The sequence below is a fragment of the Frondihabitans sp. PAMC 28766 genome (assembly GCF_001577365.1).
Taxonomy (GTDB): domain Bacteria; phylum Actinomycetota; class Actinomycetes; order Actinomycetales; family Microbacteriaceae; genus Frondihabitans.
Window position 1 is genome coordinate 3,416,998 of the sequence record NZ_CP014513.1, and the last position, 24,839, is coordinate 3,441,836.

Here is a 24,839-nt window from a genome sequence, read left to right on the forward strand (position 1 = left end):
GGCCGCGACGAGCCCGGACGGGTTGTCGACGGGCGTGCCGTCGGGCTCGGTGCCGGTCTCGGGGTCGACCTCGTCGGGGTCTGGCACGCCCTGCGGCTTAGGGTCGCTCACTCGGGCTCACCGCCCGACGTGGTGTCGCTGTCCTGCTTCGGGTCTTCCGTCGCGTCGCCGGTGGGCGAGCCGTCGCCGAGCGAGTCGGTGTGCTTCTTCTGCTCGTCGGTGACGTTCGTGGAGCCGTCGGTGGTCGATGTGTCGTCGGAGGGTGTCATCGGTCGACCGTACGCCGGGCGATCCGTTGCGGCAGAGGGTTGACAACGGGGTCGACAACCCCGTCCAGTCCCCCGCAGGGAGGTCTTGTGGGCCCGGCCCGGCCCGACCCGGCCCGACCCGACCCGACCCGACCCGACCCGACCCGACCCGACCCGGCCCGACCCGATTAGTTCGGTCGTAACCACACCGGGTGAGCACTTAACCACTGCCCATCCATCCCGCTTCACCTGTAGGCGGTCGACCGACCGCGGGTCAGCCCCACACCCGGGATTACAGCCATGCCTTTCGTCACCCTTTTCGCGCCAAGATCGCCGCCTGGATCGCGATTCCCACGGCCCTCGACGCCTCCGGCATCGTCGTCGGCACCGCGTCGTACTCGGCGTTCTCGGCCACGACGTCGAACCCCACGAGCAACTGGAGCGCCGGATCCGTGGCGCTCACCGACGACGACAACAACGTCGCGCTCTTCACGGCGACCGGCCTCAAGCCCGGCTCGACCGGCACCGACTGCCGCGGAACGTGCGCCGCCTGCGGCAGGCCGGGGCGGCGCTCACGGTGCTGCTGATCGCCGGGGCCGTGTGCTCGGCGGCGCCGCAGCCGCGCGCGGACGCGGTCGCATTCAGGGCGACCACCGCCAACCCGACCTCGACCTTCGCCATGAGGACACCCGTCGCAGCGACGAATCCGACCTGCGCGAACAACGCCGACGGCACGACGGTCACGATCAATTGGAGCTACACCGGCACGACGCCGAACGACCTCGCACTCCCCTTCAACGGCACGGCCTACGCGACGGCGACGGGGGCGGCACTGTCGGCGGCGCTGTCGACGGCGTCCCTCCTCGGGCTCGGCCTGCCACCTACCCGATCGCCGTGCGAACGGACCTGACGGCGAGCAATTCGGCGTGGTCGACGACGAGCGCCTCGACCATCGGCGTCGAAGTCAACGCGCTGCTGGGGCCCACGAGCGTGCGCTGCGCCCGAGCCGGGCCTTTCAGGCGCCGAGCACCCGGCGCATCCACGCGACACGGGCAGCCCTGGCTTCGATCGACAACTGCGCCGCGGGCGCGAAGTTGTCGAACGCGTGGTAGCCGCCGGGCCAGACGTGGAGCTCGGCGACACCGCCATGCTGCCAGATCGACGTGGCATAGGCGACGTCCTCGTCGCGGAAGACCTCGGCCGTCGCACAGTCAATGAACGTGGGCGGCAGGCCGCTGAGATCGGTCGTCCGGGCCGGCGCCGCATAGATCGACACGCCGTCCGTGCCGCGGCGGTCGCCCAGCAGGGCGTTCCAGCCCGTGTCGTTGCTCGTGCGATCCCAGACGCCGAAGCCGTCGATCTGCGCGCTCGACACGGTGTCGTTGCGGTCGTCGAGCATCGGGCAGATCAGCAGTGCGCCGGCCAGCGCAGGGCCACCCTGGTCGCGCGCGCGGAGGGCGAGCCCGGCCGCCAGGCCTCCCCCGGCGCTGACTCCCGCGACGATGAGACGCGACGGGTCGATGCCCAGCTCGGCGGCGTGCTCGGCCGCCCAGACGAGGCCGGCGTACGAGTCGTCGACAGGCGCCGGGTCAGGATGCTCGGGCGCCAGCCGGTACTCCACCGAGACCACCACGGCGTCGAAGGCCTCGACCCACTGCAGGTATTCGGCCGCGCCGGAGTACCGGTCGCCGGCCACCATTCCGCCCCCGTGCGTGTAGTAGATGCCGATGCCGGCCGTCTCGTGATCGTCCCGCTCGAAGATCGACAGCGCGATCTCGACGCCGCCCGCTTCGATGGTGCGCTCGGTGCGGCGGATCGCCCGGCCGCCGATGATCTCGTCGATCGGGATCGTGGGAGCAGCGCGGCGCGCTTGCAGCTTGTCCGGCGTGAGGGTCGGGTCCATCAGGTCGCCGAGCTCCTCGAGGGCCGCGCCCAGCTCGGCGTCGAACGGCGGGGCGGGGGTGCGGGCGGGAGCCAGGGTGCGGTCGGGCTGGTCGGTCACGGTGTCTCCTTCGACTGCGCGGGTGGTGTGGCGGGTCAGAGCGGTTTGATCATGCGTGTCGAGGCGACGGCGTAGCCGAGCGAGTCGTAGAGGCCGCGCGCCACTTCGTTGTCGCCGAAGACGTTGAGGCCGATCTTGCTCCAGCCTTCCGCCTTCGACACCTCCTCGGCGGCGAGCATCGTCGCCCGGCCGAGGCCAGCCCCGCGGTGATCCTGCTCGATGACGATGTCGTACACGTATCCCGAGCCGTCGAACGAGGGATGCGGCCCGACCCACAGCACGCCGGCCTTCTCGCCGGCCGCGTCGAGCACGGCCAGCACGTGCATGCGCGCCGTCTGCAGCCCGTCGGGCAGGGCGCCGAAGAACTCCTTCTCGGAGCGAGCGCGCGCCGACTCCGGCGAGATGCCGCTCGAGCGCTCGAGGCTCTCGGCGTAGTCGGCGAGCTGCGCGTCGCGCCACGCGGCGAACTCGTCGTCGGTCAGCGGGCGGGTGCGGGCGGGCTCTGCGATGCTCATCGCGCCGAGAATACCCCGCGGCCCCGCCCGCCGTCAGCGTGCGAGCCCCAGGAGGCGCGACGCAGTCTCGGTGAAGACCTCGACGACGGGTGCGTAGTCGATACGGTCGCGCACGGCGGCGCGGATGCTCAGCCCGTCGACCAGGGCCATGACGCTGACGGCGGCCTCCCGAGGGTCGGGCACCAGGAGCCCATCGCTCACGATCCCCTCCTCGATGAGCTCTGCGAGCGCGTCGTAGTCGAGCAGCATCTGGCCCTCGACGGCGTCGGCGAGCGCGGGTCGCCGCCGGCTGTCCTGCCAGGCGTCAAGCCAGAGGAGGCTGATCGTGTCGCGCCCCGGGTCGACGTACGAGTCGAGGAGGGCGCCGAGCTGCCCGGCGACCGATGTCGGAGCGGCGGCACGGGCCGAGGCGTACAGCTCGTCCCGCTCGCGGGCCGCAGCGAGCACGAAGGCGGCGGCGACGAGGTCGTCGATCGACGAGAAGTAGTGGGTGACGAGACCCGGCACGACCCCGAGATCCTGAGCAACCCTTTTCGCCGTGACTGCGCCGAGGCCGTCGCCGATCGCCAGCCGGCTTGCCGCCTCGACGATCTCGTCGCGGCGCTCGACGGGGCTCTTGCGCCGTCGAGGTTTCTCGCGTGTAACAACATCGGCCATGTTGTTGACTCTAGGGCCAACAGTGCTGTTGACTCCAGCACCAATAACAGATCGCGGAAGGGCGAACCATGAGCAGCACTGTCGAAGTCGAGCCGCGCGCCGACCGGTCAGGTCGAATCGAGACGCACGGCACCGACTACGTCCCCGACGCCGAGCGGCACGGTCGGCCCCGCTCGCTCTTCGCGATCTGGGCTGCGTCGAACATCACCTACCTCTACGTCGTGCTCGGCGGGCTCATGGTGATGCTCGGCCTGAACCTGTGGCAGGCGGGCCTCGTCATCGTCGCGGGCAACCTCTTCTGGATCGCCGTCGGCTTCGTCGCGATCAGCGGGCCGGCGGCCGGCACCCCGAGCGAGATCATCACGCGCGCCATGTACGGCGTGCGGGGCAACCGGGTCTACACGCTGATCCTCGGCTGGGTCGTCGGTGTCGCCTACGAGGCCATCAACCTCGCGACCGGGTCGCTCGCCGGGTTCGCCCTGGTGCACTACTTCTTCGGCGCAGTGCCACTCTGGTCGAAGGCGGCGATCATCGTCGGCACCGCCGTGGTGACCTTCACCATCGCCGTGCTGGGCCACGCGACCATCCAGCGGCTGAGCGGCGGGTTCACGTGGCTGCTCTTCGCGGCGCTCGTCGTGCTCGGCTGGTTCGTCGTGCGACACACCGATTTCCACTATGCGACACCCGCGAACGACGCCGTGCACGGGTGGGCGCTCTGGGCCGTCGCTCTGGTCGGTTTCGCGATCATCGCGGCGTGCCCGCTCTCGTGGGGCACGAGCGCGGACTTCTCGCGCTATCTGCCGGCCGCCTCGTCGCCTCGGGCCGTCATGGGCTGGACCTTCCTCGGCAGCTTCCTGCCGTCCGTCGTGCTCAGCCTGCTCGGCGCCTTCGCGGCCACGGCGGTCGACATGACCGACCCGCAGACGTCGCTCGAGGGCATCCTGCCCAGTTGGTTCTACGCCGCGTTCCTCGGCATGATCATCGTCGGTCTCATCACCAACAACGTGCTGACCGCCTACAGCACCGGCCTCGCGCTCCAGGCCGCCGGGGTGCCGTGGCGGCGGTCGGTCACCGTGGTCTTCGACGCGGCGGTCGCCGTCGGGGTGACCGGCTACGCGCTGTTCGTGACGAATTTTCTCGACGCGATCAGCAGCATCCTGACCCTCACCGTCGCCCTGCTCGGCCCGGCCATGGCGATCTACGTGATCGACATCGTGCGGCGCCGCAACCGGTACGACCACACCGCTCTCGCCGACGAGTCGCCGTCGAGCCCGTTCTGGTACCACCGCGGCTGGAACTGGGCCGGCATCGTCGCCCTCGTCGCGGGGGCCGCGGCCGCGACACTCTGCATCGACACGACCCCGTTCACCGGGCCGGTCTCGGCGGCGCTCGGCGGGGCCGACCTCTCGGCGATCGTCGGGCCGCTCGTCGGCGGTGTCGCCTACGGGGTGCTGAGCAGGATCACGGCGCCGCGGGCTGTGGTGCGCGGCGGGACCGCTCGGCGCGCCGGGTCGGGCACTCGGGCTGCGTCGTCCTGACGAGCGGGCGGGACGTCTGGCTGGCGGGCGCGCGGTCTGCGGGCAGCGTGAGGTCGGCGGAGCCGGCGTGTGCCCGCGATCCGGACTCCGCCCCGCGATCTCAGCAGCCCGTGCCAGAGTGGAGGCGTGACGCCGACAAGCTCCCGCCGATGAGCCCCACCCACCCCGACGCCCTCAAAGTCGACGCCCCGGCCGACCTCGACGCCGACGCCTGCATGGCGGTGGCCGACGGGCGGCACCTCCGGCTCGGCGGCGAACTGGTGGCACGGCTGGGCGGGCGACGCGAGCAGCTGCTGCGCCGACTCGAGCGCGGCGACGCGGTGTACGGGGTCACGACGGGCATGGGCGCGGCCAGCACCGTCCGGCTCGATGCCGACGCGCAGCGACGACAGCAAGAGAACCTCATGCGAGCCCGCGCCGTCGGCTCCGGGCCGTGGCTCGACGCCCATGAGACCCGCCTCGCCATCGCCGTCCGCCTCCGAACCCTCCTCAACGGCGACGCCGGAGTGTCTCCCGAGCTCTGCCAGCACCTCGTCGAAATGCTGAACCGCAGCGCGCTGCCCCCGATCCCGGCCACGCGCAACGGAGCCGCCGGCGAGATCATCCCCCTCGCCCACCTCGGGGCGGCGATCATCGCGGGCAGCCCGGAGGTGAGTGTCGCCCCCTTCGGCCTCGGCCCGAAAGAGGGCGTCGCGCTCATCGAGGGTGTGCCGGTGGCGACCGCGCTGGTGCTCGCCCGGGTGCGGCAGTCCCGCATCCTGGGCCGGGTCGTCGAGGCTGCGCTGTCGGCCGAGCTCGACCTCACGAATGCCAGCCGCGATCCGCTGCGCGACGAGGTGATCCGCGGCGACGACGTCCAGCAAGCGATCGCCGGGCGCATCCGCGAGGGCGCAGGATCACGGGCGGTCGCCTCGGCCCTGCAGGCCCCGGTCTCGTTCCGCGTCACGGCGCCGGCGCTGGCTCATCTCGAGCGCACCGCCGTCGCCCTCGGGCTGGCCGCACGGCGAGCTCTCGACGGGGTCACCGACTCCCCTGCCTTCGTCGATGTCGAAGCGGGTGCCGAAGACGAGACTCGCGACGACACCGCGTTCATCGGCACCGCCGGCTTCGACGGCTTCGAGCTGGCGGCCGGCCTCGACGCCCTCCGCTCGGCCGTCATCCACCTCGCCGAACTGTCCGCCGCACGTCTGCACCGCCTCCTTGACGACCGCGTGACCGGCCTCCCGCGCCAGCTCTCGTCGCAGCCGGGCCTCCACGCCGGCATGGTCACCGTGCACAAGCGGGCCGCGGGGGTCGTCCACGAACTCGTGCGAAGCTCGGCCCCTGCGAGCCTCGGCCTGATCGAGACGTCGCTCGGCCAGGAGGACGCGCAGTCGTTCGCGCTCGAAGCGGCCGCCGCGTGCGAGAAGTCCCTCGACGGCCTGCGCGACGTGCTCGCGTGCGAGATGCTGGCGATCGTCCAGGCGAGACGCCTCGGAGGCGCGACAGCGAACGACGCGATGTGGGGCCAGGTCGACGGGATCCTGCCCCCGGGAACAGCAGACCGCCCCTTCGGCCTCGACGTCGAGGCTCTGATGGGCTGGATCGCCTCCCGCCACTGACCGCGACGACCGCAGCGCTCAGGTGCGGGGAGGCTCCCCCGAGGTCGCCTCGGCCTCGTACTTCGCCCAGGACACGACGGCGAACGGGTCGGGCTCCTGGCCCGCATGGACCGCGCGCGCGATCTCGTTCGCGTAGACGTCTCGCATCTCGCGTGCGGCTTCTCGTAGCGGCATGTCGATCCCCTCGATCGTCTGGCACCGGCCGTCCCGACCCCCGCCGTCAATCATGACCCGAGACGTGGCCTCGTGTCAGCCCCCGTCCGGGCTCCGCTCGTGCGCCGGCCCGTCAGGCCACGCGAGGAGGGACGACGATCTCGACGAGAGCGTCGATGTGCCGGAAGTCGACCGGGTTGAGCGTGGCGAGGCTGGCCCCGAGCTCGTAGGCGGTGGCTGCGATCATGATGTCGCGCGCACGGGCCTTGCCCGGCGCGTGCGGGTGAATGGCCGTCATGAGCTCGGCGTGGAATGTGGCAGTGGACTCGGTGTAGGGCAGCCATTGAATGCCCGTCCTCCGAATTCGGGCAAGCCGAGCCTGCCTCTGACTGTGCATCGAAATGCTCTTGGCCGTCGCGACGCCGAAGTGCAACTCGCCGAGGACGACTGCACTCGACACGTAGTCGCCGGCGGGAATGTCGAGCTGGTCGTAGGCGATGAGCACTGACGTGTCGAACAGGATCACAGCCCGGCTTCCTCCCACGGGTCGATCAGTGGCTCTTCGGGTGCGGCCTGGTCGGTGTCGTGAAGCCACTCGTCGATCTCGTCCGTCGTCATCCGCGGCACCGGGAAGCGAGCCATTGCAGCGTCGAAGTCTGCGGAGCTGACGCCGACCCGTTCGACCCGATGCCCGGGGCCGTCCACGAGGATCACATCGAGGACCTCCAGCGGAACGATGCCCGCAACGGGTCGACCGTTGATCGTCACGACACGCATGATGTGATCGGCCTCGACCTCAGCCACGACCTTGGAGGCGTTCTGCTTGAGTTCGCGAACGCCGACGGAGGGAAGCCCCGCACGAGCCCCGTCGCGAGCACTGTGGGTGATCATGACCTCAAGCCTACCGATCTTGTAGAACAAGTTCTACAGCGACCGCGTCAGGCGGAGGGGTCGTCGGCGCCAGGGGCGGTGAGGGCCGCGAGGAGGCCGGGGAACTTCTCGTCGAGCTCGGTGCGCCGCAATTGGATCGAGTGGTTGCGCCCATCGACGATGGTGCGTGTGAGGCCCGCCTCGCGCAGGATCTTGAAATGGTGCGACATCGTCGACTTCGTCACGTCCAGCCTCCAGCCGTCGAGCGTCTTCGATCGAGGCTCGCCGTCGGCGAGGACGCTGATGATGTGCAACCGGATCGGGTCGGCGACGGCCTTCAGGATCTCGACGAGCTCGACGTCCGCGATGTCGGGAACGGGGTAGTCGGGCACGTGGGACCTCTCCGAATTAGTTCGACAATCATCAAACTATCCGCTAACTTGATCGTATGACGGTTATCGAACAATCGTACTCCTCGCGCATCGTGACGCTGCGCCTCGGCATCCTGGCCGCCGGTCTCTTCGTGGTCGGCACGAACGCCTTCGTCATCGCGGGCCTGCTCGGCCGCATCGCCGACGGGCTGCACACCACCGAGGCCCGCGTCGGCTACTCGATCACGCTCTACTCGCTGATAGTCGCGGTGGCCTCACCGATCGTCTCGATCGTCTTCGCGAGCATGGACCGCACCCGACTCATGGCCGGCGGGCTGGCGGTCATCGCGATCGGTACGGCCATCACGGCGATCGCGCCGAGCCTCGCGGTCTTCGAGCTGGGCCGGGTCCTCGCCGCGTTCGGCGGCGCCGCACTCGTGCCCGCTGCCACCGCAGCCGCGCCCACTCTGCTTCCGCCCGATCAGCGCGGCCGCGCCCTCGCCATCGCCGCCCTCGGCTTCACACTGGCCACCGCGCTCGGCTCCCCCGTCGGCACCGCCCTGGCGGCCGGCGGCGACTGGCGACTGCCCCTCGGCGCCCTGGCCGTGCTCGGCGCGGTGGTCGCCGTCGTTCTCGCCGTCGTGGTCCGCGGCGTTCCCGTCGGGCCGGTGATCGGCGTGCGCGAGCGCCTCGGCGCCCTGCGCGGTCGCGCGATCGTCCTGACGCTCGTGGCGGTGCTCGTGCTCACCACGGCCTTCAACGTCGTGTACATCTTCTCGGCCCCGGTCACGGCGAAAGCGACGGCAGGGTCCAGCGGCCTCCTCGCGATCCTGCTGCTGCTCTACGGCGTCGGCGGCATCATCGGCACGAACCTGTCCGGCCGTCTGACCGACCGGCTCGGCAGCCGAACCGTGGTGGCCATCGGGCTGAGCGGCGAGGCGGTGGTCCTCGCGATCCTGCCGCTCGTCGAGGGGTCGTACGCGACCCTCGCGGTGGGCTTCGTACTGTGGGGCGTCCTTGCCTTCGGCGTGGTGGTGCCCGTGCAGCACCGCCTCGTCGGCATCGAGCCGAAAGTCGCCGGCATCGCCCTCTCGTGGTATTCGACGGCGATGTACGTCGGAATCGCCCTTGCGCCGATTCTCGGCGCAGCCGTTCTTGGCGGATTCGGCTCTCTGCCGGGCGCGAGCGCCGTGCCCTTGGTCGGCGCAGCTCTCGCGGTCATCGCCCTGGCGCTTTTCCTGCTGGGCTTCGTACGTTCTCGGCAAGTGACTGCGGGCGAAAAGCGCAAGCCGTCACACGATCTTCACACAGAGGTCTAGCCCCAGTCATAGGGACTGTGTTTGGATTCGGACATCGCGTCGCTCCGGGCTCCGCTCGATCGGAACCGCCAGGGGGGTCGACGCGCGTCAACCAACGTCGGAGGACCCGTGTACAAACGCCGAACGACCATATCCGCAGCAGTAGCGGCCACCGCCGCAGGGGCTCTGATGCTGATGACACCGTGGTCGGCTTCGGCCGCACCGGCGACGAGCACCCTCTCGCCGAGCGCGCAGGCCGCCCTGACTCCGTCGATGGCGACGAAGCTGGCCCAGCACGTCGACAAGAAGGTCATCGTCATCCTCAAGTCGCAGCTCGCGCCGGCGCACGTCGGCACCAGCGCCGCCAAGCAGCGCTCCACGAAGATCAAGAGCGTGCAGGCACCGGTCGTCTCCGAGCTGAAGCAGGTCAGCGCCACCCACATCAAGACGTTCACCACGTCGAACATCGTCTCGGCTACCGTCTCGGCGGCCGAGCAGAGCCGTCTCTCGGCCGACCCGGCGGTTGCCGAGGTCATCCCCGACTCCGTCATCCACCTCGCGGCCCCCGCCACGACGCCGACGTCGTCCGGCTACCCGACGAGCAGCGCGCTCACCCCCAACGACATCCCCGGAGCGTGCGGTGCGAACGGCGCCGTGCAGCTCGACCCCGAGGCCCTCTCGCTGATGCACGTCGACTCCGACGACCCGCACGCGGCGACCGCCCGCTCGCTCGGCTTCACCGGCACCGGCGTCAAGGTGGCCTACATCGCCGACGGCATCGACCCGAGCAACGTCAACTTCCTCCGCAACCCGAACGATCCGACGTCGAGTGCCTTCACCGACACCGAGGACTTCACCGGCGACGGCCCCGGCCAGCCGACCACGGGCGGCGAGGCCTTCCTCGACGCCAACTCGATCGCCGGCCAGGGCAAGCACGTCTACGACGTGCAGAACTTCTCGGCCCAGCCGACCGCGGCGGCCTGCAACATCCGCATCGAGGGTGTGGCGCCCGGCGCGAGCCTCGTCGGCCTCAACGTGTTCGGAGAGAACGAGCTCACCACCGAGTCGAACTTCCTCCAGGCCATCGACTACGCGGTGCAGACCGAGCACGTCAACATCCTCAACGAGTCGTTCGGCACGAACGCCTTCCCCGACGTGCGCACCCTCGACGTGACCGACCAGTTCGACGAGGCCGCGGTCGCCGCAGGAGTCACGGTCACCGTCTCGTCCGGCGACGCCGGCTCGACGAACACCATCGGCTCGCCCGCGACCGACCCCGCCGTCATCTCGGTGGGGGCCTCGACCGACCTCCGCTTCTACGCGCAGACCGACTACGCCGACGCGCGCTACTTCGCCAAGAACGGCTGGCTGAACAACAACATCTCGTCGCTCTCGTCGGGCGGCACGAACGAGACCGGCGGCACGATCAACCTCGTGGCACCCGGTGAGCTCAGCTTCGCCTCGTGCGACGCCAGCACGACGTACGCCGACTGCACCGACTTCAAGGGCAACCCCTCCGACGTCGAAGAGTCCGGTGGCACCAGCGAGTCGGCTCCCTTCACGGCCGGCACCGCAGCACTCGTGATCCAGGCCTACGGCAAGACGCACGGCGGCGCGGTTCCCACCCCCGCGCTGGTCAAACAGATCCTGGTCTCGACCGCCACCGACCTCGGGGCTCCGGCCACCGAGCAGGGCGCGGGCCTCGTCAACGCCTACAAGGCGGTACAGCTGGCCGGGACGATCCAGAAGCCGGTCACCCGCACGTCGTCGCAGGATGCCAGCCTCGTCAAGTCGGCCGTCTCGCTGCAGGCCACCTCGACGCCCAGCGCTCGTGAGAGCCTCCCGGTCACGGTCACCAACTCGGGCTCGCGCCCGCAGCTGGTCGGTGTCTCGACCCGCGCCATCGGCCCCGACCAGAACGTGCAGACCGGCAGCGTGACGCTCAGCGACACGGCCAGCCCGCAGATCATCGGGTTCCAGGGCCTGCCGAACAACTACGAGAAGTTCACCTTCACCGTGAAGCCCGGCCAGAACCGCCTCGACGCCTCGCTCGCCTACCCGGGCGACCCGGCCCTGGGCAACAACCAGCGGGTCCGGATGGACCTCATCGACCCGACGGGCAAGTTCGCGGCCCACTCGTTCGCCCAGGGTGTCGGCAACTACGGCAACAGTGACGTGGTGAACCCGACTCCCGGCACCTGGACGGGCTACGTCTTCGGCCTCACGACGAAAGACAGCGGCACCAACGGCAAGGTCGTCTGGCGCACCGCCACGCAGAAGTACGTGCCGTTCGGCAGCGTCTCGAACCCCACCCTGCTGCTCGGGGCCGGCCAGAGCAAGACGATCCGCGTCACGGAGACGACCCCGTCGTCGCCCGGCGACTCGTCCGGCTCGGTCGTCTTCACCTCGAAGGCCGGCACCACCGGCGTCAGCACCATCCCGGTCACTCTCCGCAGCACCATCGACGTCGCGCACGGCGGCCGCTTCAGCGGCACGCTGACCGGCGGCAACGGCCGCCCCAACGGCCAGGGCCAGGAGCAGTACTACGAGTTCTCGGTGCCGCGCGGTGTGCACAACATCACGGCGAGCACCACGCTCGCCAACGATGCCGAGAACCCGATCGGCGAGTACCTCGTCAGCCCGGACGGCAACACGCTGGGCTACGGCCAGAACAGCACCGAGGGCACGTCGACCCTCTCGGCGACGGCCTGGACCGTCGACCCGACCCCCGGTGTCTGGACTCTGATCGTCGACTTTGCGTCGCCGGTCGTCGGCAACGAGGTCTCCGACCCCTACACCGGCAGCGTCGCGTTCAACGCGGCGAAGGCCAGCGCACCGGGTCTGCCGACGGGGGGCAAGCTCGCAGCAGGCAAGGCGGTGACCGTGCCCGTCACGATCACGAACAACGGCAAGGCCCCTGAGGACTTCTTCGTCGACCCGCGTCTCAACACGTCGGCGATCCTGCCCCTCACCGGTCTCGACCAGACGTCGGGCCTCGCCCTGCCGCTGACGACGAGCGAGCCGGAGTGGTTCGTGCCGACCCAGTCGTCGGGCCTCGGCATCACGGCCACGTCGTCGCTGCCGATCGAGTTCGACGCCGGCCTCTTCCAGGGCGACCCCGACCTCGGCAGCACGCCGACGGCCGAGAGCACCGGGTCGTTGTGCGCGACGAGCGAGAGCCTGTCGTACACGCCGACCGGAGGCAAGGTGGGCGCGGGCGGCTGGTTCGCGGCACCGACGGAGTGCGGCCCCTACGCGGCTCCCGCCACGCCCGGCACCGCCGACATCCAGGCGAGCGTCGTGACCAAGCCCTTCGATGCGGCAGTCACGTCGACGACCGGTGACTTCGAAGAGCTCGCGGTGAACCCGAACGACGAGAACCTCGCGCCGGTCGTGATCGCCCCGGGTGCCTCCGCGGTCGTCAAGGTGACGATCACCCCGCGTGGGGCGAGCGGGACGAAGGTCAACGGCACGCTCTACGTCGACGACTACGTGAACGCGGTCCCGCCGTACGGGCAGACGTCGACCGACGAGCTCTTCGGCCTCCCCTACAGCTACACGATCAAGTAGCGGACGACGACAACGGCCGTGCAGCCCGCTTCGGAGGGCGGCACGGCCGTTGTCGTCGTGGGCGGTCAGTGCGCGTCGCAGGTCAGTGCGCGTCGCAAGTCAATGCGCGTCGCAGGTCAGTGCGCGTCGCAGCTCAATGCATATAGAGCCCGCCGTCGACGTTGAGCGTCTGGCCCGTGATCCAGCCGGCGTCGGCCCCGATCAAGAACTCGATGGCGGCGCCGATGTCGTCCGGGGTGCCGACGCGACGGATCAGGAGATCCTCGGCGAGCTCTTCTTTGCGCTCGTCGGTGAGCGTGCCGCCCATGATGTCGGTGTCGATCGGGCCCGGGGCGATCGCGTTCGCGGTGACACCGAACTCACCGAGCTCGCGGGCGAGCGAGCGCATGAGGCCGATCACGCCGGCCTTCGCCACCGAGTAGGGCGTCTTGCTGAAGGTGCCGCCACCGCGCTGGGCCGAGACCGACGACAGGCTGACGATACGGCCGACGCCCGAGCGCACGAGGCTCTGGGCCACGCGCTGCGACACGTTGTGCACGCCGTCGAGGTTGATGCTCATCACGCGGCGCCATTCGTCGGCGTCGAGCTCGAGGTAGGGCACCGGCGACGAGACGCCCGCGATGTTGGCGAGGGCTGTGAGCGGCGGCAGTTTGGCTTCGAGCTCGTCGACGGCCGCCTGCACGGCGCCCCGGTCGACGACGTCTGCGCCGACACCGTGGGCCTCGACTCCGAAACGGTCGTGCAGCTCGGCCGCGAGATCGGCGCACGCGCCCCCGTCGAGGTCGAGCAGCCCGACGTTCCAGCCGTGCTCGGCGAGACGGGTGGCGGTGGCGCGGCCGATGCCGCGGAGGGATGCCGCACCGGTGACGACGACGGTCGGCGAGGTGGGGAAGGAGGTGGTCATGGGACGAGCTCTTCTCTGGCTGTTCGAAGAATCTGAGTGTGTGTAACGTTCAGCGGATCTGGGTGATCTCGAAGGTCGCAGGATCCCCGCCGACCCTGACCCCGGTCTCGAGCGAGTCGATCGCGCGCCGGTCGGCATCGCTCAGCCGCAGCCCCGTCACGTCGAGGTTCTCGGCCATCCGCTCGGGCCTGACGCTCTTGGGGATGACGACCCGCCCGTGGGCGAGATGCCAGGCCAGGATCACCTGCGCGGGTGTCGCACCGAGGCGTCGAGCGATCCCCGCCACGACCGGCGAGCCGAGGTCGGCGCCCTGCCCGAGAGGGCTGTACGCCTCGACCTTGATGCCGTGCTGCTCGCACAGCGCCGTGAGTTCGCGCTGCTGGAAGGTCGGGTGCACCTCCAACTGGTTGAGGGCCGGCCTCGTCGACGTCGACGCGAGCAGCCGCTCGAGGTGCTCGGCCAAGAAGTTGGAGACCCCGATCGACCGGACGAGCCCGTCGCCGACGGCCGCCTCCATGTCGCTCCAACTCTCGCGGTAGAGGTCGCGCGCCGGCGACGGCCAGTGGATGAGGTAGACGTCGATGTGATCGACCCCCAGCGCGTCGCGGCTCCGCTCGATGGCCTCTCGTGTCGACCGTGCCCCCTGGTTGCCGTTCCGCAGCTTGGTCGTCACGACGATCTCGTCGCGCGGCACGCCGCTCGCCTGAATGCCCGCGCCGACGCCGGCCTCGTTGTTGTAGGCGGCAGCGGTGTCGATCAACCGGTAGCCCGCGGCGAGGGCGTCTTCGACGGCCTTCTGCGCCTCATCGGGCGGGATCTGGAAGACGCCGAAGCCGACCTGCGGCAGCACGACTCCCCCGCCGACATCCACGCCCGCCGTGGAAGGGCCCGTCTCGGCCATCACGCGACCTCGGGGGTCAGCACGAGCACCGAGACCGCGGTCGACGGCAGCGAGACGGGCAGCTCGACAGCCCCGTCGGTCGGCGACACGGTGCTCGGCTCGTCGAGCAGCTCGAGCCCCTGCCGGTCGCGGATCGCGGAGAGCTGCTCCGGTGTCGGATCCTGCGGGCTGCCGAGGCTCTTCCACACCGTGTGCGAGTTGCTGTGCGTTCTGTCGATACGGAAGTGCTCGAGACGGTAGCTGGCCGAGGCGAGCCCGGTGATCGAGACGCTGACCGGCACCTCTGCGTCGCCGCGGTGGTACTGGTCGTCGGCGTGCCGGTAGACCAGGGCGGTGACGCGGCCGTCGTCGGATGCCGAGGCGAGAACGTCGACCTCTTCGGGAGCCCCGGTCTCGAGGGTGTCGTCGAGCTCGTCGACGTGCCAGCTCGCGTCCGAGGTGGCCGGCAGACGGCGGTCGCCGAGGAGGCCGAGAGCGCGGTAGGCGTTGAAGAACGGCTTCTCGACGCCGCCCGCGGTGAGGAAGGCCCGAGTGCCCTCGAAGTAGCGCTCGCCTTCGAAGTAGAAGCTCCACGTGGTCGCGCGGTTGACGCTCGCGATCTCCTGTTCGTTGAGGTCGAGGATCTTCTTCATCAGGTTGATCTGGAAGACCGGGTAGTACTCGGTGTTCTGGAACTCGAAGTTCGAGTTGTCGTACACACCCCAGTGCGCAGGCACCCCGGCGTCGCACTCGTCGACGATCGCCGGGAGGCTCGCGATCGACGGGAACTCGGCCATCACCCGCAGCAGCGTGCGCATCTCGTAGAGCATCTTGCCGGTCGAGGGCGACTGCTTCTCGGGCGCCTCGGCACCGAGCACGCCGTAGGTGCGCCACGGCGTGAAGTGCGAGCCCTTGGTGTGGAACGACACGAAGTCGATGGGCAGAGCACGGTCGACGACGAAGGCGAGGAAGTCGCGGAGGAAGGTGACGCCGTTCGCCCCGCCGGTCACCGTGGGGCCGCCGACCTTCGCGTCGGGCAGCACGCTGCGCACCGCATTCGCGGTGGCCTCGTAGAGGTCGCAGAACTCCTGGTGGGTGCCGCGCCAGTAGAAGATGTCGGGTTCGTTCCACAGCTCCCAGAGCCAGGTCGAGACCTCCGCCTCGCCGTAGCGCTCGAGCGAGTGCCGTGCGAGGGCGGCCACGAGGTCACCCCACTTGCCGAGGTCTTTCGGCGGGTACGACCACTGCCCGGCCTCGTAGGCGCTGTAGACGGTGGGGCTGTCGATGATCGTGTGCTCGGCCAGGGCGCGATCGGGCAGAAGGTCGCGGGGCGTGAAGCCGAGCTCGACCAGCACATGGTGGCCGGCCCCGACGATGGCGTCGTACGTGTCGTCGACGATCTGGAAGTCGTAGACCGGGTTGCCCGCGGCGTCCTCGTGATAGACGTTGCCGCTGCCGAAGTGAGGCAGGCCGAAGCCCGATCCGCTCATGAAGACGTAGTGCGGCCGCACGTGGAAGGGCCGGCCCGACGTCCCGGCGATGTCCTTCAAGAGGCGCTTGCCCGTCGGCGTGTACGTCCAGTTGATCTCGTCGTAGCCGAGGCTCTCCCAGACCGGCTCGAGCACGGTGCCCTCGGCGCCGGCGTCGATGTCGACCCGGGCGCTGGTGACGTGGGCGGCTTCAGGATCATGGGGGCGAACTGGGGCACGCCGCTCGCGACCGCCGTCCCCGGGTTCTTGTCCTCTGCGATGGTCATTGTGGTCCTCTCCGTCGGGGTCCTGGGGTCGAGACGTCTCGTGCACACGTCGGGGTGATTCCACCTCGCCGACGGCCGCAGCCGGTAGCCTCGTGCCAACGACTCTCGTCCCGTCGCGACGACGTTGTCAAGGAATAATTGTTAACAATCTTTGCTTGGAGTCCGCATGGCGCTTCCTGATCAGATCGTGTTCGACGTCAGCCCTGCCCTCTCGCAGAACGTCGTCGACGCTCTTCGCGACATGATCGCGTCGGGGCGGGTGGGCGAAGGCGAGCACCTCAAAGAGAGCGAGCTCGCCGAAGCGCTGGGTGTCAGTCGCGGCCCTGTGCGCGAAGCCTTCCAACAGCTCGCCAACGAGGGCTTCATCGAGCTGCGCCGGCACCGCGGCGCCTTCGTCACGACCCTCCGTCGGCGCGACATCGAAGAGGTCTACTCGCTGCGGATCGCGCTCGAACGGCTCGCCATGCAGCGCGCAGCGAGCCGGATCACCCCGGAGATCGCTCAGCGGATGGACGACGTGCTGACCGCCATGCAGAACGTCGCCCCCACAACGACGGCGGCCGAGGCCGTCGCCCTCGACCTCGAGTTCCACGACCTCGTCTACGAGGCCGCCGACCACGATCGACTCCTGCGGTCGTGGCGCTTCATCCGCAGCCAGGTCGCGTTCTTTCTCCAGGTGCGCAACCGCGCCCACCCCGACTTCGTCTCGGTCGGCTACGCCGAGCACCGCCAGATTCGAGACGTGCTGCTCACCGGCGATCCTGACGCGGCGGAGGCGGCCATCGTCGATCACGTCAAAGGCACGCTCGTGCGCCTCTTGAGCGACCATGACGGTGACGAGAGCTGACCCGTCGTACCGAGCCCGCGCATCCTGCAGGTTTTCGCCGTCTGAGCTTTTGTTAACAATCTTTCCTTGACAAAGCTACGGCTCGCGCCGATGCTGGGTCCCACCGCGTCGCAACGACGACGTTCCGCGGACGAAAGGACGACCAGTGCTCACTCGACGCACCTGGAGACGGCACCGGCTGATGGCGATCGCCGTCGTAGCCGCGGCGGTGGCAGCGCTCTCGGGCTGCTCCTCCTCGGCCGGCAGCAGCTACAACTCCAACGCCTCCTGCAGCAACACGATCGACAAGCCGAACGCGACCAAGATCACCGTCTGGTCGTGGTCGCCCACGATCGAGGTCGCCTCCGACGCGTTCAACAAGGCGCACAGCGACGTCCAGGCGTGCATCGCCAACGTGGGGGCCGGCACAGCCGAGTACAACAAGCTCAACACGGCGATCGCCGCCGGCAGCGGGGCCCCGACGTCGCCATGATCGAGACCGAGTACCTCTCGAGCTTCGAGATCCGCGGCGCTCTCGTCGACCTGTCGAAGTACGGCGCCGAGAAGGTGCGGCAGAACTTCTCGGCCGGCACGCTGAAGGACATCTCGAGCGACGGCGACATCTACGCCATCCCCGACGACGGCGGCCCGGTCGCCCTGATGTACCGCAAGGACATCTTCGACAAATATCACCTCACCGTGCCGACCACGTGGGCCCAGTTCGAGGCCGATGCGGTGAAGCTCAAGGCCGAGGGCGGCCCGGCCATGGCCGACTTCCCCAGCGACACCCCGCAGTTCCAGCAGTCGCTCGCCAACCAGGCCGGGTCGAAGGCCTTCGAGTACAACCAGTCGAACCGCACGTCGATCGGCATCGACACCGACAACGCGGCCTGGCAGAAGGTCATGACCTTCTGGCAGGGCATGATCTCGAAGAACCTCGTGGCGACGACCGGCGAGCAGACCACCGACTACACGGCAGGCCTCGGCGACGGCAAGTACGCCACGATGATCGCGCCGTCGTGGGAGCCGGGCCACCTCACCGGCAACGGCTTCGCACCCGGCAAGGGCAGCCCGTGGCGGGTCGCCCCCCTGCCGCAGTGGGCCGCCGGCGACAACGCCCAGGTCAACTGGGGCGGGTCGACCTACACGGTGACCACCCAGAGCAAGCACCCGAAGCTCGCCGCCGAGGTCGCGATCTACCTCTTCAACGACGAGACGCCGACGACCATCGGCGCGCACTTCCCCCAGCACGTGCCGACCCAGAAGCGCAGCTGGTTCGCCCCGGCCAAAGACCCCTTCTTCGCCTACCAGCAGGCCAACAAAGAGGTCTGGATCCCGGCGTCGGCCGGCTACAAGGGCACCGTCTACAGCCCCTTCCAGCAGTTCTACTACGCCCAGGTCAACACGGCGGCCATCGCGATCGCAGCCGGCAAGCCCGTCGACGCCGCCCTCCAGAAACTCCAGTCGACCACCGTCTCGTACGCCCAGAGCCAGGGATTCCAGGTGAAGAAATGACCACGACGATCCGCACCCCCGCAGCCCGCCCGGCACGCGCGGCGCGCCCGCCCCGGGCCCCCAAGCGGCGCGGAGGCCGCCGCCAGTGGATCGCGTGGCTCTTCATCGCACCGTTCGGCGTCGTCTTCCTCGCCTTCCTGGTGGCCCCGCTCGTCTACGCCTTCGGCCTGAGCCTCTTCACGCAGAAGCTCGCGACCGGCAACGCGTTCGTCGGCCTCGCGAACTACGCGCAGGCGTTCACCGACCCGCTCTTCCTCGGCGGCGTGCTGTTCGTACTGCTGTTCTCGCTCGTCCTGATCCCCGTGCAGATGGTCGTCTCGCTGGCCGCGGCCCTCGTGCTCGACTCGCTCACGACGAAGCTGGCGAACTTCTCGCGCCTGATGATCTTCGTGCCGTACGCGGTGCCCGCGGTGATCGGCGCGCTCATGTGGGGCTTCCTCTACAGCCCTCAGTTCGGGCCGCTGACGCAGTTCTTCGCGCTCTTCCACCAGACGGCGCCCAACATCCTCGACAGCCACAACGTCTTCGGCGGCCTGATCAACGTCGTCAACTGGCAGTGGGCCGGCTACTACATGATCATCATCTACGCGGCTCTCCGCGGCATCGACTCGAGCATCTACGAGGCGGCCGAGATCGACGGTGCCAACGCGTGGCAGATCGCCGTGCGCGTGAAGGTGCCGATGGTGGCCTCCGCGCTCGTCCTGATCCTGGTGTTCGCCCTCATCGGCACGTTCCAGTTCTTCACCGAGCCGACCATTCTGACGCCGGCGTCGAACGGCGCGATCACCCCCTCGTACACACCGAACATCTACGCCTACACGCAGGCCTTCTCGTACACGCAGTTCAACTACGCGTCGGCTCTGTCGTTCGCCCTCGGGGCCGTCGTCTTCATCGCGGTCTACATCTTCCTCTTCGCCACGCGAAAGAAAGGCAGGATCCTCTGATGTCCAGCTCGACAGCAAGCGTCCGCCGCCCCGTCGACAGCACCGCCGACGCGTCTGCCACGCCCACCCGCCGACGCATCAAGAGGTCGGCCTCCGGGGCCGTCGGCCGGGGCAGAGCCGCCACGTCATCGCCCACATCTTCCTGGTGATCCTGATCGTGTACTTCCTGCTGCCGCTGTGGTGGCTGCTCGTCGCGAGCACTAAGAACTCGCACGGGCTGTTCTCGGGCACGGGTGGCGCGCTCTGGTTCGACAAGACGTTCGCGCTGTTCTCGAACATCTCGCAGCTGGCCACCTACGACAACGGCATCTACTTCCGGTGGCTCGCCAACTCGTTCCTCTATGCCCTGACAGGCGGGGTGGGCGCGACACTCCTGGCGGTGCTCGCGGGCTACGGCTTCGCCAAATTCAACTTCCGAGGGCGCAGGATCTCACTGGCGCTGCTCTTGGGGTCGGTCATGGTGCCGCTCACTGCGCTGGTGATCCCGACCTTCCTTCTGCTGGCGCAGGTGCACCTCATCAACACGACCTGGTCGGTGATCCTGCCCTCTCTGCTCAGCCCGTTCGGCGTGTACCTGATGCAGGTGTACGCGACCGATGCGGTGCCGACCGAGCTGCTCGACGCCGCGCGAGTCGACGGCGCCGGCGAGCTGCGCACTTTCGTGCAGGTCGCTCTGCCGCTCTTGCGGCCGGCGGTCGTGACGGTGCTGCTGCTGTCGATCGTGGCGACGTGGAACAACTACTTCCTGCCGCTCACCGTGCTGTCATCCGAGAAGCTCTACCCGGTCACGGTCGGCCTCGGGCAGTGGCAGAGCCTCGCCAACTCGAACGGAGCGACGCAGACGCCGCTCTTCCCGCTGATCGTCGCCGGGTCGCTGCTGTCGATCATCCCGCTCGTCGTCTCGTTCCTGCTGCTGCAGCGCTACTGGCAGGGCGGCCTGAGCGTCGGCAGCCTGAAGTAGCGAGAAGGCCGGTACCGTGGGCTCGATGAACGCGATCTCCGACTCGCCGCCCGGCGAGGGGTCGGCACCCGGCGGTGCCATCGACCGCAGCGGGCTGCGCGATCGGGTCTACTCGGTGCTGCTCGAGCTGATCCTCGACGGTGTCGTCTCGCCGGGTGAGCGCCTCACCATCGACGCGCTCGCCAAGCGGCTCCGCCTCTCCCCCACCCCGGTGCGCGAGGCCCTGGTGCAGCTCGAGCGCACCGGCCTCGTCACCCGCGAAGCGCTCAAGGGCTATCGCGTCGCCCCGCCGCTCGACCGGCAGCAGATCGAAGAACTCTTCGATGCGCGGCTCGTGCTCGAGACGAGTGCCGCCGAGCGCGCGTCGGCGCACACCCTCGAGCTGATGGACCCGCTCGTCCGAGCCGAAGACCAGCATGCGATCCTCGGCGACCGTGTGATCCGGGCGGCGGCCGTGGGCGACGTGCCGGTGGCCGTCTTCCGCGAGTACTTCGACGCCGACTGGGCCTTCCACCGGGTCATCTTCGAGAACTGCGGCAATCGCTTTCTGCTCGACCTCTCGGAGAGCCTCAGCGCGCACGTGCACCGCATGCGCCAGGCCGTGCTGCGCAACCACAACGACGTCGCCGAGGCCTTGGTCGAGCACGGCCGCATCGTGTCGGCCTTCCGCTCGGGCGTGCCCGGAGCCGCGACCGAGGCCATGCGCGCGCACGTGCTGAACGTGCGATCGCGGGCCGTCGACGACGCGAGCGGAGACTCGGGCCACGACTCGGGCGGCGAGCCGGTGGTCGCCGGCTCGAGCCTTTAGTCGAGGGCGGGTTCGTCCTTCTCCTGCTCGACGACGGGGTTCGTCGCCAGCCGCCGACGCCCGGCCAGCACGGCGATGACGAAGGTGACGAACGCGGCCAGGCCACCGATCAGGATCGGCACGCGAGCGCCCGCGAGATCGGCCACGTACCCGAGCAGCGGCCCGCCGATCGGCGTCGTGCCGAGCTGCAGCACGGTCTGCACCGCGACCACCCGGCCCACCAGCTGCGGGTCGGCGCGCAGCTGCGCCAGGGTCGTGGTCGCCGTCATGTACGAGATCGAGGTGCCGCCCACGATCGCCGCGACGAGATAGCCAGCCGGGATGTTCGGCACGAAGGCCAGCCCCGTCAGGGCGATGCCGAAGGCGCCGGCGCTCAGCACGATGGTGCGCAGCGTGATCACCGATCGTCGGGCCACCAAGAGCGTGCCGACGAGGGCGCCGAGGCTGAACGACGAATACAGCAGCGTGTATTGGATGGCCGTGCCGTGCAGCCCCTTCTCGACGAAGAGCGGGAAGGTGACGTTGAAGTTGTAGCTGAGCAGCCCGATCACGAGCAGCATGCCGAACGACACCGCAAGCTCCGGGGTGCGCCAGATGTACTTCAGCCCGGCGCTCACCTGCCCGCTGCCCTTCTTCGACTTGATCGACGGATGCAACTCGGAGCCCCGCATGGCGATCAGCGAGACGATCACCGCGATGTACGACGCCGCGTCGATCGTGAACGCCCACCCGAAGCCGAGCGTCGTGACGAGCACGCCGGCGATCGCCGGGCCGACGATGCGCGACAGGTTGACCATCGAGCTGTAGAGCGCCACGGCGTTCGACACGACGTCGCGGTCGACCATCTCGCGCACGAACGAGCGTCTCGCCGGGTTGTCGGCCGCGAGCAGGCAGCCGCCCGCCGTCGCGATGACGTAGAAGCTGACGAGCGGGGTGTGCGGGATGAAGGCGAAGACCGCCAGCGCCACCGACTCGGCCATCTCGAGCGCCTGCGTCCAGTAGAGCAGCTTGCGCTTGTCGACCCGATCGGCGATCGACCCGGCCCAGATCGAGAACAGCAGGATCGGCCCGTACTGGCACGCGACCAGCCACCCCACCGCGATGCCGCTGCCCGTGCGATCGAGCACGAGCAGCGTCAGCGCGACGTTGGTGAGCCAGTTGCCGCTGTTCGAGATCAGCTGGCCGATGAAGAACAGCCGGTAGTTGCGAGTGCGCAGCGAGACGAAGGTCCGAGAGAAGCCGCCTGCTGTCGCACTCGTCACCCGCAGTTACCGCCGTCCACTCGTCCCGCACCCGATAGTTATTTAGCCATACTAACCACTTCGATACGGGCGAGGTTCGCGCGCGACGCTTGTCGCACCGTGTGCCGCTACTGCCAGACGGGCGTCATGCCTCCCGCATAGCGGGCCCCGAAGCCACCGGTCGGCAGGATCTCGGCGATCGCGTCGAGGTCGGCGGGCGTCAGCACGAGATCGGCGCCCTTCACGTTCTCTTCGAGGCGGGCGACGCTGCGGGTGCCCGGGATGGGCACGATGTGCTCACTCTGTGCCAACAGCCAGGCGAGGGCGAGCTGGGCGACCGTGGCATCCTTCGATCCGGCCAACTCGACGAGCCGCTGCGTGGCCTGGACGTTCTGCTCGTAGTTGCCCGGCTGCCAACGCGGGTCGTAGGTGCGCATGTCGCCCTCTTCGTATTCGGCGGCAGGCTTGGCGGTGCCGGTGAGGAATCCCCGGCCGAGGGGCGAGTACGGCACGAAACCGATGCCGAGTTCGTCGAGGGTCGGGAAGATGCTCTCGACGTCGCGTTCGAACAGCGAGTACTCCGTCTGCAGCACCGAGACCGGCTGCACGGCGTGGGCCTTGCGGATCGTCTCGGGGCCGGCCTCGCTGAGCCCGAAGTACTTCACGGTGCCGGCGTCGATGAACTCCTTGACGGTGCCCGCGACGTCTTCGATCGGCACCGTCGTGTCGACGCGGTGCTGGTAGAGCACGTCGATGTGGTCGACGCCGAGATAGCGGAGGCTGTTCTCGACGACCTCGCGGATGTGCTCGGGGCGGCTGTCGTTGCCGAAGTCGTGGGTGAAGCCGAACTTCGTGGCGATGACGATGTCGTCACGGAAGCCCTTCACGGCGCGGCCGACGATCTTCTCGTTCTCGCCCCAGCCGTAGAGTTCGGCGGTGTCGAAGAACGTGACGCCGAGGTCGTGGGCCCGCTGAATGGTCGCGATGCCCTCCTGCTCGTCGCCCGAGCCGTAGGCGATCGAGATGCCCATCGCCCCGTAGCCGAGGGCCGAGGTCTCGAGGCCCTGCTGGCCGAGTGTGCGCTTCTGCATGTCTGTGTTCCTTCCTGGCCGGGGCCGTCGTGGGCTCCGGCGCACTGTCGACACTACGAGCGCCGGGCCGCCGCCGCCTGGCCCTGTCGTGCCCTGGCCTGACATGCTCGGGGGATGCGCCGACTCCTGCTGATCATCCTGTGCTTCTTCTTCCCGTTCCTCGCCGTGCTGATCCACGAGGGCCCGAGCGTCAAAGTGCTGATCGCGATACTGCTGCAACTGATCGGCCACTTCCCCGGCGTCGTCTACGGCATCTACCAGGTCACGCGCGACTGACGCCTGCTCGCCCGGCGCCGTCGCGCCGCGCCCGGCGCCGCGCTGCGCCCGGCGCCGAAAGGGCGGAAAGTCATGGCCCGAGCCTTCTGAGCGCGCGTTTCTGCCCTCTCGCCGACTTCGCGCGCTGCGCTTCCCGCCGAGTGCGTAGATTCCCGCGCCGCAGTGCTTCGCCTGCCCGGATTCCATGCACTCACGGGGCTGCCCGGTCCCCGGCGGCAGACTTCGGCGCGTCTCCGTCACCCCGGAGTGTCTCGAACCACCGAATAAACGGAAAGACCCCGAAGGCGAGCGGTGCACGAGACTTAGCGGCGACCCTGCGGGCTGAAACCGAGAGTAAGACCGCCCGCCAGATGCGTGAAGCCGTTGTAGATCGCGGCGCCCACGACGCCCAGCACGATGATCGAGACGACCTGCACCACAGCCACAACGACTCCGATGGCCATGACGCTCGACGTGTTGACCACCTTCTCGATCGACGCGACCTCGGTCGACGATCCGCCGCCCGACAGCGTCGAGGCCAGCGAGGCGATGCCGCCCGAGTTCGAGAACGCCGTCCACCCGAGGAAGAAAGCGATCACTGTGACGATGCCGACCAGCACACCCACGATGAGGGCGTTCTTCGCGGCCGTCCACAGGCCCAGGTGCACCACGTTGAGGCGGACCTGTCGCGTGTCGGTGTCCAGCATTTGTCAATCGTTACCGCATCCCTCGAAGAACCCGCCCAGAATCGCTCAGACCCTCTGAGTGAAATCAATGGAAAGTACTTGCCACATTGGCAGGTCAATGAGAAGCTGGAGGCAACCGAAGGAGCGCC

General features: G+C 69.1%; 27 protein-coding genes. 12 read left to right on the forward strand and 15 right to left on the reverse strand.

The annotated features are described in order from the left end of the window. Window positions 1-107 precede the first annotated feature (107 nt). On the reverse strand, window positions 108-269 hold the full coding sequence (locus tag AX769_RS24155) for a hypothetical protein (protein WP_157887679.1): 162 nt from the start codon (window positions 267-269) through the stop codon (window positions 108-110). Window positions 270-558: 289 nt separating this feature from the next. After that, on the reverse strand, window positions 559-741 hold the full coding sequence (locus AX769_RS24160; protein WP_157887680.1) for a hypothetical protein: 183 nt from the start codon (window positions 739-741) through the stop codon (window positions 559-561). Between the two features lie 48 nt (window positions 742-789). On the opposite strand from AX769_RS24160, the gene AX769_RS16315 reads away from it, so the two are divergent. Beyond that, complete coding sequence (locus AX769_RS16315; RefSeq protein WP_066281466.1) at window positions 790-1,158, forward strand: hypothetical protein; 369 nt, start codon at window positions 790-792, stop codon at window positions 1,156-1,158. A 105-nt stretch (window positions 1,159-1,263) separates the two neighbouring features. Here the strand turns inward: AX769_RS16315 and AX769_RS16320 are convergent, their stop codons facing one another. The 3 genes from AX769_RS16320 to AX769_RS16330 are packed head-to-tail and all read right to left on the reverse strand — an operon-like array spanning window position 1,264 to window position 3,422. Next, on the reverse strand, window positions 1,264-2,250 hold the full coding sequence (locus AX769_RS16320) for an alpha/beta hydrolase (protein ID WP_304440147.1): 987 nt from the start codon (window positions 2,248-2,250) through the stop codon (window positions 1,264-1,266). 35 nt (window positions 2,251-2,285) lie between these two features. Beyond that, a complete protein-coding gene (locus tag AX769_RS16325; RefSeq protein ID WP_066281468.1) occupies window positions 2,286-2,765 on the reverse strand; it encodes an N-acetyltransferase in 480 nt (159 codons plus the stop codon). Between the two features lie 33 nt (window positions 2,766-2,798). After that, on the reverse strand, window positions 2,799-3,422 hold the full coding sequence (locus tag AX769_RS16330; RefSeq protein WP_066281471.1) for a TetR/AcrR family transcriptional regulator: 624 nt from the start codon (window positions 3,420-3,422) through the stop codon (window positions 2,799-2,801). A 68-nt stretch (window positions 3,423-3,490) separates the two neighbouring features. Between AX769_RS16330 and AX769_RS16335 the strand changes: the two genes are divergently transcribed. Continuing rightward, entirely contained in the window at window positions 3,491-4,960 is a 1,470-nt protein-coding gene (locus AX769_RS16335) for a cytosine permease (RefSeq protein ID WP_066281474.1), read from the forward strand. Between the two features lie 149 nt (window positions 4,961-5,109). Beyond that, on the forward strand, window positions 5,110-6,561 hold the full coding sequence (locus AX769_RS16340; RefSeq protein ID WP_066281476.1) for an aromatic amino acid ammonia-lyase: 1,452 nt from the start codon (window positions 5,110-5,112) through the stop codon (window positions 6,559-6,561). A gap of 18 nt (window positions 6,562-6,579) precedes the next feature. Here AX769_RS16340 and AX769_RS16345 read toward each other — a convergent pair whose 3' ends face one another. From AX769_RS16345 to AX769_RS16360, 4 genes are all read right to left on the reverse strand, one after another. Continuing rightward, window positions 6,580-6,735, reverse strand: coding sequence for a hypothetical protein (locus AX769_RS16345; RefSeq protein WP_157887681.1), 156 nt, complete (start codon window positions 6,733-6,735; stop codon window positions 6,580-6,582). Between the two features lie 112 nt (window positions 6,736-6,847). Further along, complete coding sequence (locus tag AX769_RS16350; protein ID WP_066281482.1) at window positions 6,848-7,240, reverse strand: PIN domain-containing protein; 393 nt, start codon at window positions 7,238-7,240, stop codon at window positions 6,848-6,850. Next, on the reverse strand, window positions 7,237-7,605 hold the full coding sequence (locus AX769_RS16355; RefSeq protein ID WP_066281484.1) for a type II toxin-antitoxin system Phd/YefM family antitoxin: 369 nt from the start codon (window positions 7,603-7,605) through the stop codon (window positions 7,237-7,239). The genes AX769_RS16350 and AX769_RS16355 overlap by 4 nt, the downstream gene beginning before the upstream one ends. A gap of 47 nt (window positions 7,606-7,652) precedes the next feature. Next, window positions 7,653-7,976, reverse strand: a complete 324-nt coding sequence (locus tag AX769_RS16360) for a helix-turn-helix transcriptional regulator (RefSeq protein ID WP_066281485.1) — start codon at window positions 7,974-7,976, stop codon at window positions 7,653-7,655. Window positions 7,977-8,032: 56 nt separating this feature from the next. Between AX769_RS16360 and AX769_RS16365 the strand changes: the two genes are divergently transcribed. Further along, window positions 8,033-9,274 carry an MFS transporter gene (locus tag AX769_RS16365; protein WP_066281488.1) on the forward strand — a complete coding sequence of 414 codons (1,242 nt, stop codon included), beginning with the start codon at window positions 8,033-8,035 and terminating at the stop codon, window positions 9,272-9,274. A gap of 168 nt (window positions 9,275-9,442) precedes the next feature. Then, the gene (locus AX769_RS16370; protein WP_066281493.1) at window positions 9,443-12,823 is read left to right on the forward strand and encodes a hypothetical protein; all 3,381 of its coding nucleotides are present in this window, start codon (window positions 9,443-9,445) and stop codon (window positions 12,821-12,823) included. A gap of 133 nt (window positions 12,824-12,956) precedes the next feature. Here AX769_RS16370 and AX769_RS16375 read toward each other — a convergent pair whose 3' ends face one another. The 3 genes from AX769_RS16375 to AX769_RS16385 are packed head-to-tail and all read right to left on the reverse strand — an operon-like array spanning window position 12,957 to window position 16,232. Next, window positions 12,957-13,727: an SDR family NAD(P)-dependent oxidoreductase gene (locus tag AX769_RS16375; protein ID WP_066281496.1), complete on the reverse strand. Its 771-nt coding sequence runs from the start codon at window positions 13,725-13,727 to the stop codon at window positions 12,957-12,959. Between the two features lie 49 nt (window positions 13,728-13,776). Next, the gene (locus AX769_RS16380) at window positions 13,777-14,628 is read right to left on the reverse strand and encodes an aldo/keto reductase (protein ID WP_066281499.1); all 852 of its coding nucleotides are present in this window, start codon (window positions 14,626-14,628) and stop codon (window positions 13,777-13,779) included. Further along, window positions 14,628-16,232, reverse strand: a complete 1,605-nt coding sequence (locus AX769_RS16385; RefSeq protein WP_239451826.1) for a glycoside hydrolase — start codon at window positions 16,230-16,232, stop codon at window positions 14,628-14,630. The genes AX769_RS16380 and AX769_RS16385 overlap by 1 nt, the downstream gene beginning before the upstream one ends. A 297-nt stretch (window positions 16,233-16,529) precedes the next feature. On the opposite strand from AX769_RS16385, the gene AX769_RS16390 reads away from it, so the two are divergent. From AX769_RS16390 to AX769_RS16415, 6 genes are all read left to right on the forward strand, one after another. After that, window positions 16,530-17,210: a GntR family transcriptional regulator gene (locus tag AX769_RS16390; RefSeq protein WP_066281501.1), complete on the forward strand. Its 681-nt coding sequence runs from the start codon at window positions 16,530-16,532 to the stop codon at window positions 17,208-17,210. A 145-nt stretch (window positions 17,211-17,355) separates the two neighbouring features. After that, entirely contained in the window at window positions 17,356-17,682 is a 327-nt protein-coding gene (locus AX769_RS24165) for a hypothetical protein (RefSeq protein WP_157887683.1), read from the forward strand. Continuing rightward, complete coding sequence (locus tag AX769_RS16400; protein WP_066281505.1) at window positions 17,679-18,704, forward strand: ABC transporter substrate-binding protein; 1,026 nt, start codon at window positions 17,679-17,681, stop codon at window positions 18,702-18,704. The genes AX769_RS24165 and AX769_RS16400 overlap by 4 nt, the downstream gene beginning before the upstream one ends. After that, entirely contained in the window at window positions 18,701-19,648 is a 948-nt protein-coding gene (locus tag AX769_RS16405) for a carbohydrate ABC transporter permease (RefSeq protein ID WP_066281507.1), read from the forward strand. The genes AX769_RS16400 and AX769_RS16405 overlap by 4 nt, the downstream gene beginning before the upstream one ends. Window positions 19,649-19,793: 145 nt before the next feature. Next, complete coding sequence (locus AX769_RS16410) at window positions 19,794-20,609, forward strand: carbohydrate ABC transporter permease (protein WP_239451827.1); 816 nt, start codon at window positions 19,794-19,796, stop codon at window positions 20,607-20,609. A gap of 25 nt (window positions 20,610-20,634) precedes the next feature. Continuing rightward, window positions 20,635-21,417: a GntR family transcriptional regulator gene (locus tag AX769_RS16415; protein ID WP_082764101.1), complete on the forward strand. Its 783-nt coding sequence runs from the start codon at window positions 20,635-20,637 to the stop codon at window positions 21,415-21,417. On the opposite strand, the gene AX769_RS16420 is transcribed toward AX769_RS16415, so the two are convergent. Further along, entirely contained in the window at window positions 21,414-22,679 is a 1,266-nt protein-coding gene (locus AX769_RS16420; RefSeq protein ID WP_066281512.1) for an MFS transporter, read from the reverse strand. The two genes, AX769_RS16415 and AX769_RS16420, sit on opposite strands and share 4 nt — an antisense overlap. A 107-nt stretch (window positions 22,680-22,786) precedes the next feature. Continuing rightward, entirely contained in the window at window positions 22,787-23,749 is a 963-nt protein-coding gene (locus tag AX769_RS16425; protein WP_066281514.1) for an aldo/keto reductase, read from the reverse strand. A gap of 114 nt (window positions 23,750-23,863) precedes the next feature. On the opposite strand from AX769_RS16425, the gene AX769_RS23195 reads away from it, so the two are divergent. Then, entirely contained in the window at window positions 23,864-24,025 is a 162-nt protein-coding gene (locus AX769_RS23195) for a YqaE/Pmp3 family membrane protein (protein ID WP_082763874.1), read from the forward strand. Between the two features lie 302 nt (window positions 24,026-24,327). On the opposite strand, the gene AX769_RS16430 is transcribed toward AX769_RS23195, so the two are convergent. Continuing rightward, window positions 24,328-24,711, reverse strand: a complete 384-nt coding sequence (locus AX769_RS16430) for a DUF3566 domain-containing protein (protein WP_066281517.1) — start codon at window positions 24,709-24,711, stop codon at window positions 24,328-24,330. Window positions 24,712-24,839 lie beyond the last annotated feature (128 nt).

Bases quoted from the DNA above. Each gene is read 5' to 3' on its own strand.
- AX769_RS16390 (WP_066281501.1), top strand. From the start codon at position 16,530: ATGGCGCTTCCTGATCAGATCGTGTTCGACGTCAGCCCTGCCCTCTCG.
- AX769_RS16335 (WP_066281474.1), top strand. From the start codon at position 3,491: ATGAGCAGCACTGTCGAAGTCGAGCCGCGCGCCGACCGGTCAGGTCGA.
- AX769_RS16365 (WP_066281488.1), top strand. From the start codon at position 8,033: ATGACGGTTATCGAACAATCGTACTCCTCGCGCATCGTGACGCTGCGC.
- AX769_RS16325 (WP_066281468.1), bottom strand. From the start codon at position 2,765: ATGAGCATCGCAGAGCCCGCCCGCACCCGCCCGCTGACCGACGACGAG.
- AX769_RS16400 (WP_066281505.1), top strand. From the start codon at position 17,679: ATGATCGAGACCGAGTACCTCTCGAGCTTCGAGATCCGCGGCGCTCTC.
- AX769_RS16415 (WP_082764101.1), top strand. From the start codon at position 20,635: ATGAACGCGATCTCCGACTCGCCGCCCGGCGAGGGGTCGGCACCCGGC.
- AX769_RS16430 (WP_066281517.1), bottom strand. From the start codon at position 24,711: ATGCTGGACACCGACACGCGACAGGTCCGCCTCAACGTGGTGCACCTG.
- AX769_RS16340 (WP_066281476.1), top strand. From the start codon at position 5,110: ATGAGCCCCACCCACCCCGACGCCCTCAAAGTCGACGCCCCGGCCGAC.
- AX769_RS24155 (WP_157887679.1), bottom strand. From the start codon at position 269: ATGACACCCTCCGACGACACATCGACCACCGACGGCTCCACGAACGTC.
- AX769_RS16330 (WP_066281471.1), bottom strand. From the start codon at position 3,422: ATGGCCGATGTTGTTACACGCGAGAAACCTCGACGGCGCAAGAGCCCC.
- AX769_RS16425 (WP_066281514.1), bottom strand. From the start codon at position 23,749: ATGCAGAAGCGCACACTCGGCCAGCAGGGCCTCGAGACCTCGGCCCTC.
- AX769_RS16370 (WP_066281493.1), top strand. From the start codon at position 9,443: ATGCTGATGACACCGTGGTCGGCTTCGGCCGCACCGGCGACGAGCACC.
- AX769_RS23195 (WP_082763874.1), top strand. From the start codon at position 23,864: ATGCGCCGACTCCTGCTGATCATCCTGTGCTTCTTCTTCCCGTTCCTC.
- AX769_RS16355 (WP_066281484.1), bottom strand. From the start codon at position 7,605: ATGATCACCCACAGTGCTCGCGACGGGGCTCGTGCGGGGCTTCCCTCC.
- AX769_RS16345 (WP_157887681.1), bottom strand. From the start codon at position 6,735: ATGCCGCTACGAGAAGCCGCACGCGAGATGCGAGACGTCTACGCGAAC.
- AX769_RS16375 (WP_066281496.1), bottom strand. From the start codon at position 13,727: ATGACCACCTCCTTCCCCACCTCGCCGACCGTCGTCGTCACCGGTGCG.
- AX769_RS16405 (WP_066281507.1), top strand. From the start codon at position 18,701: ATGACCACGACGATCCGCACCCCCGCAGCCCGCCCGGCACGCGCGGCG.
- AX769_RS16380 (WP_066281499.1), bottom strand. From the start codon at position 14,628: ATGGCCGAGACGGGCCCTTCCACGGCGGGCGTGGATGTCGGCGGGGGA.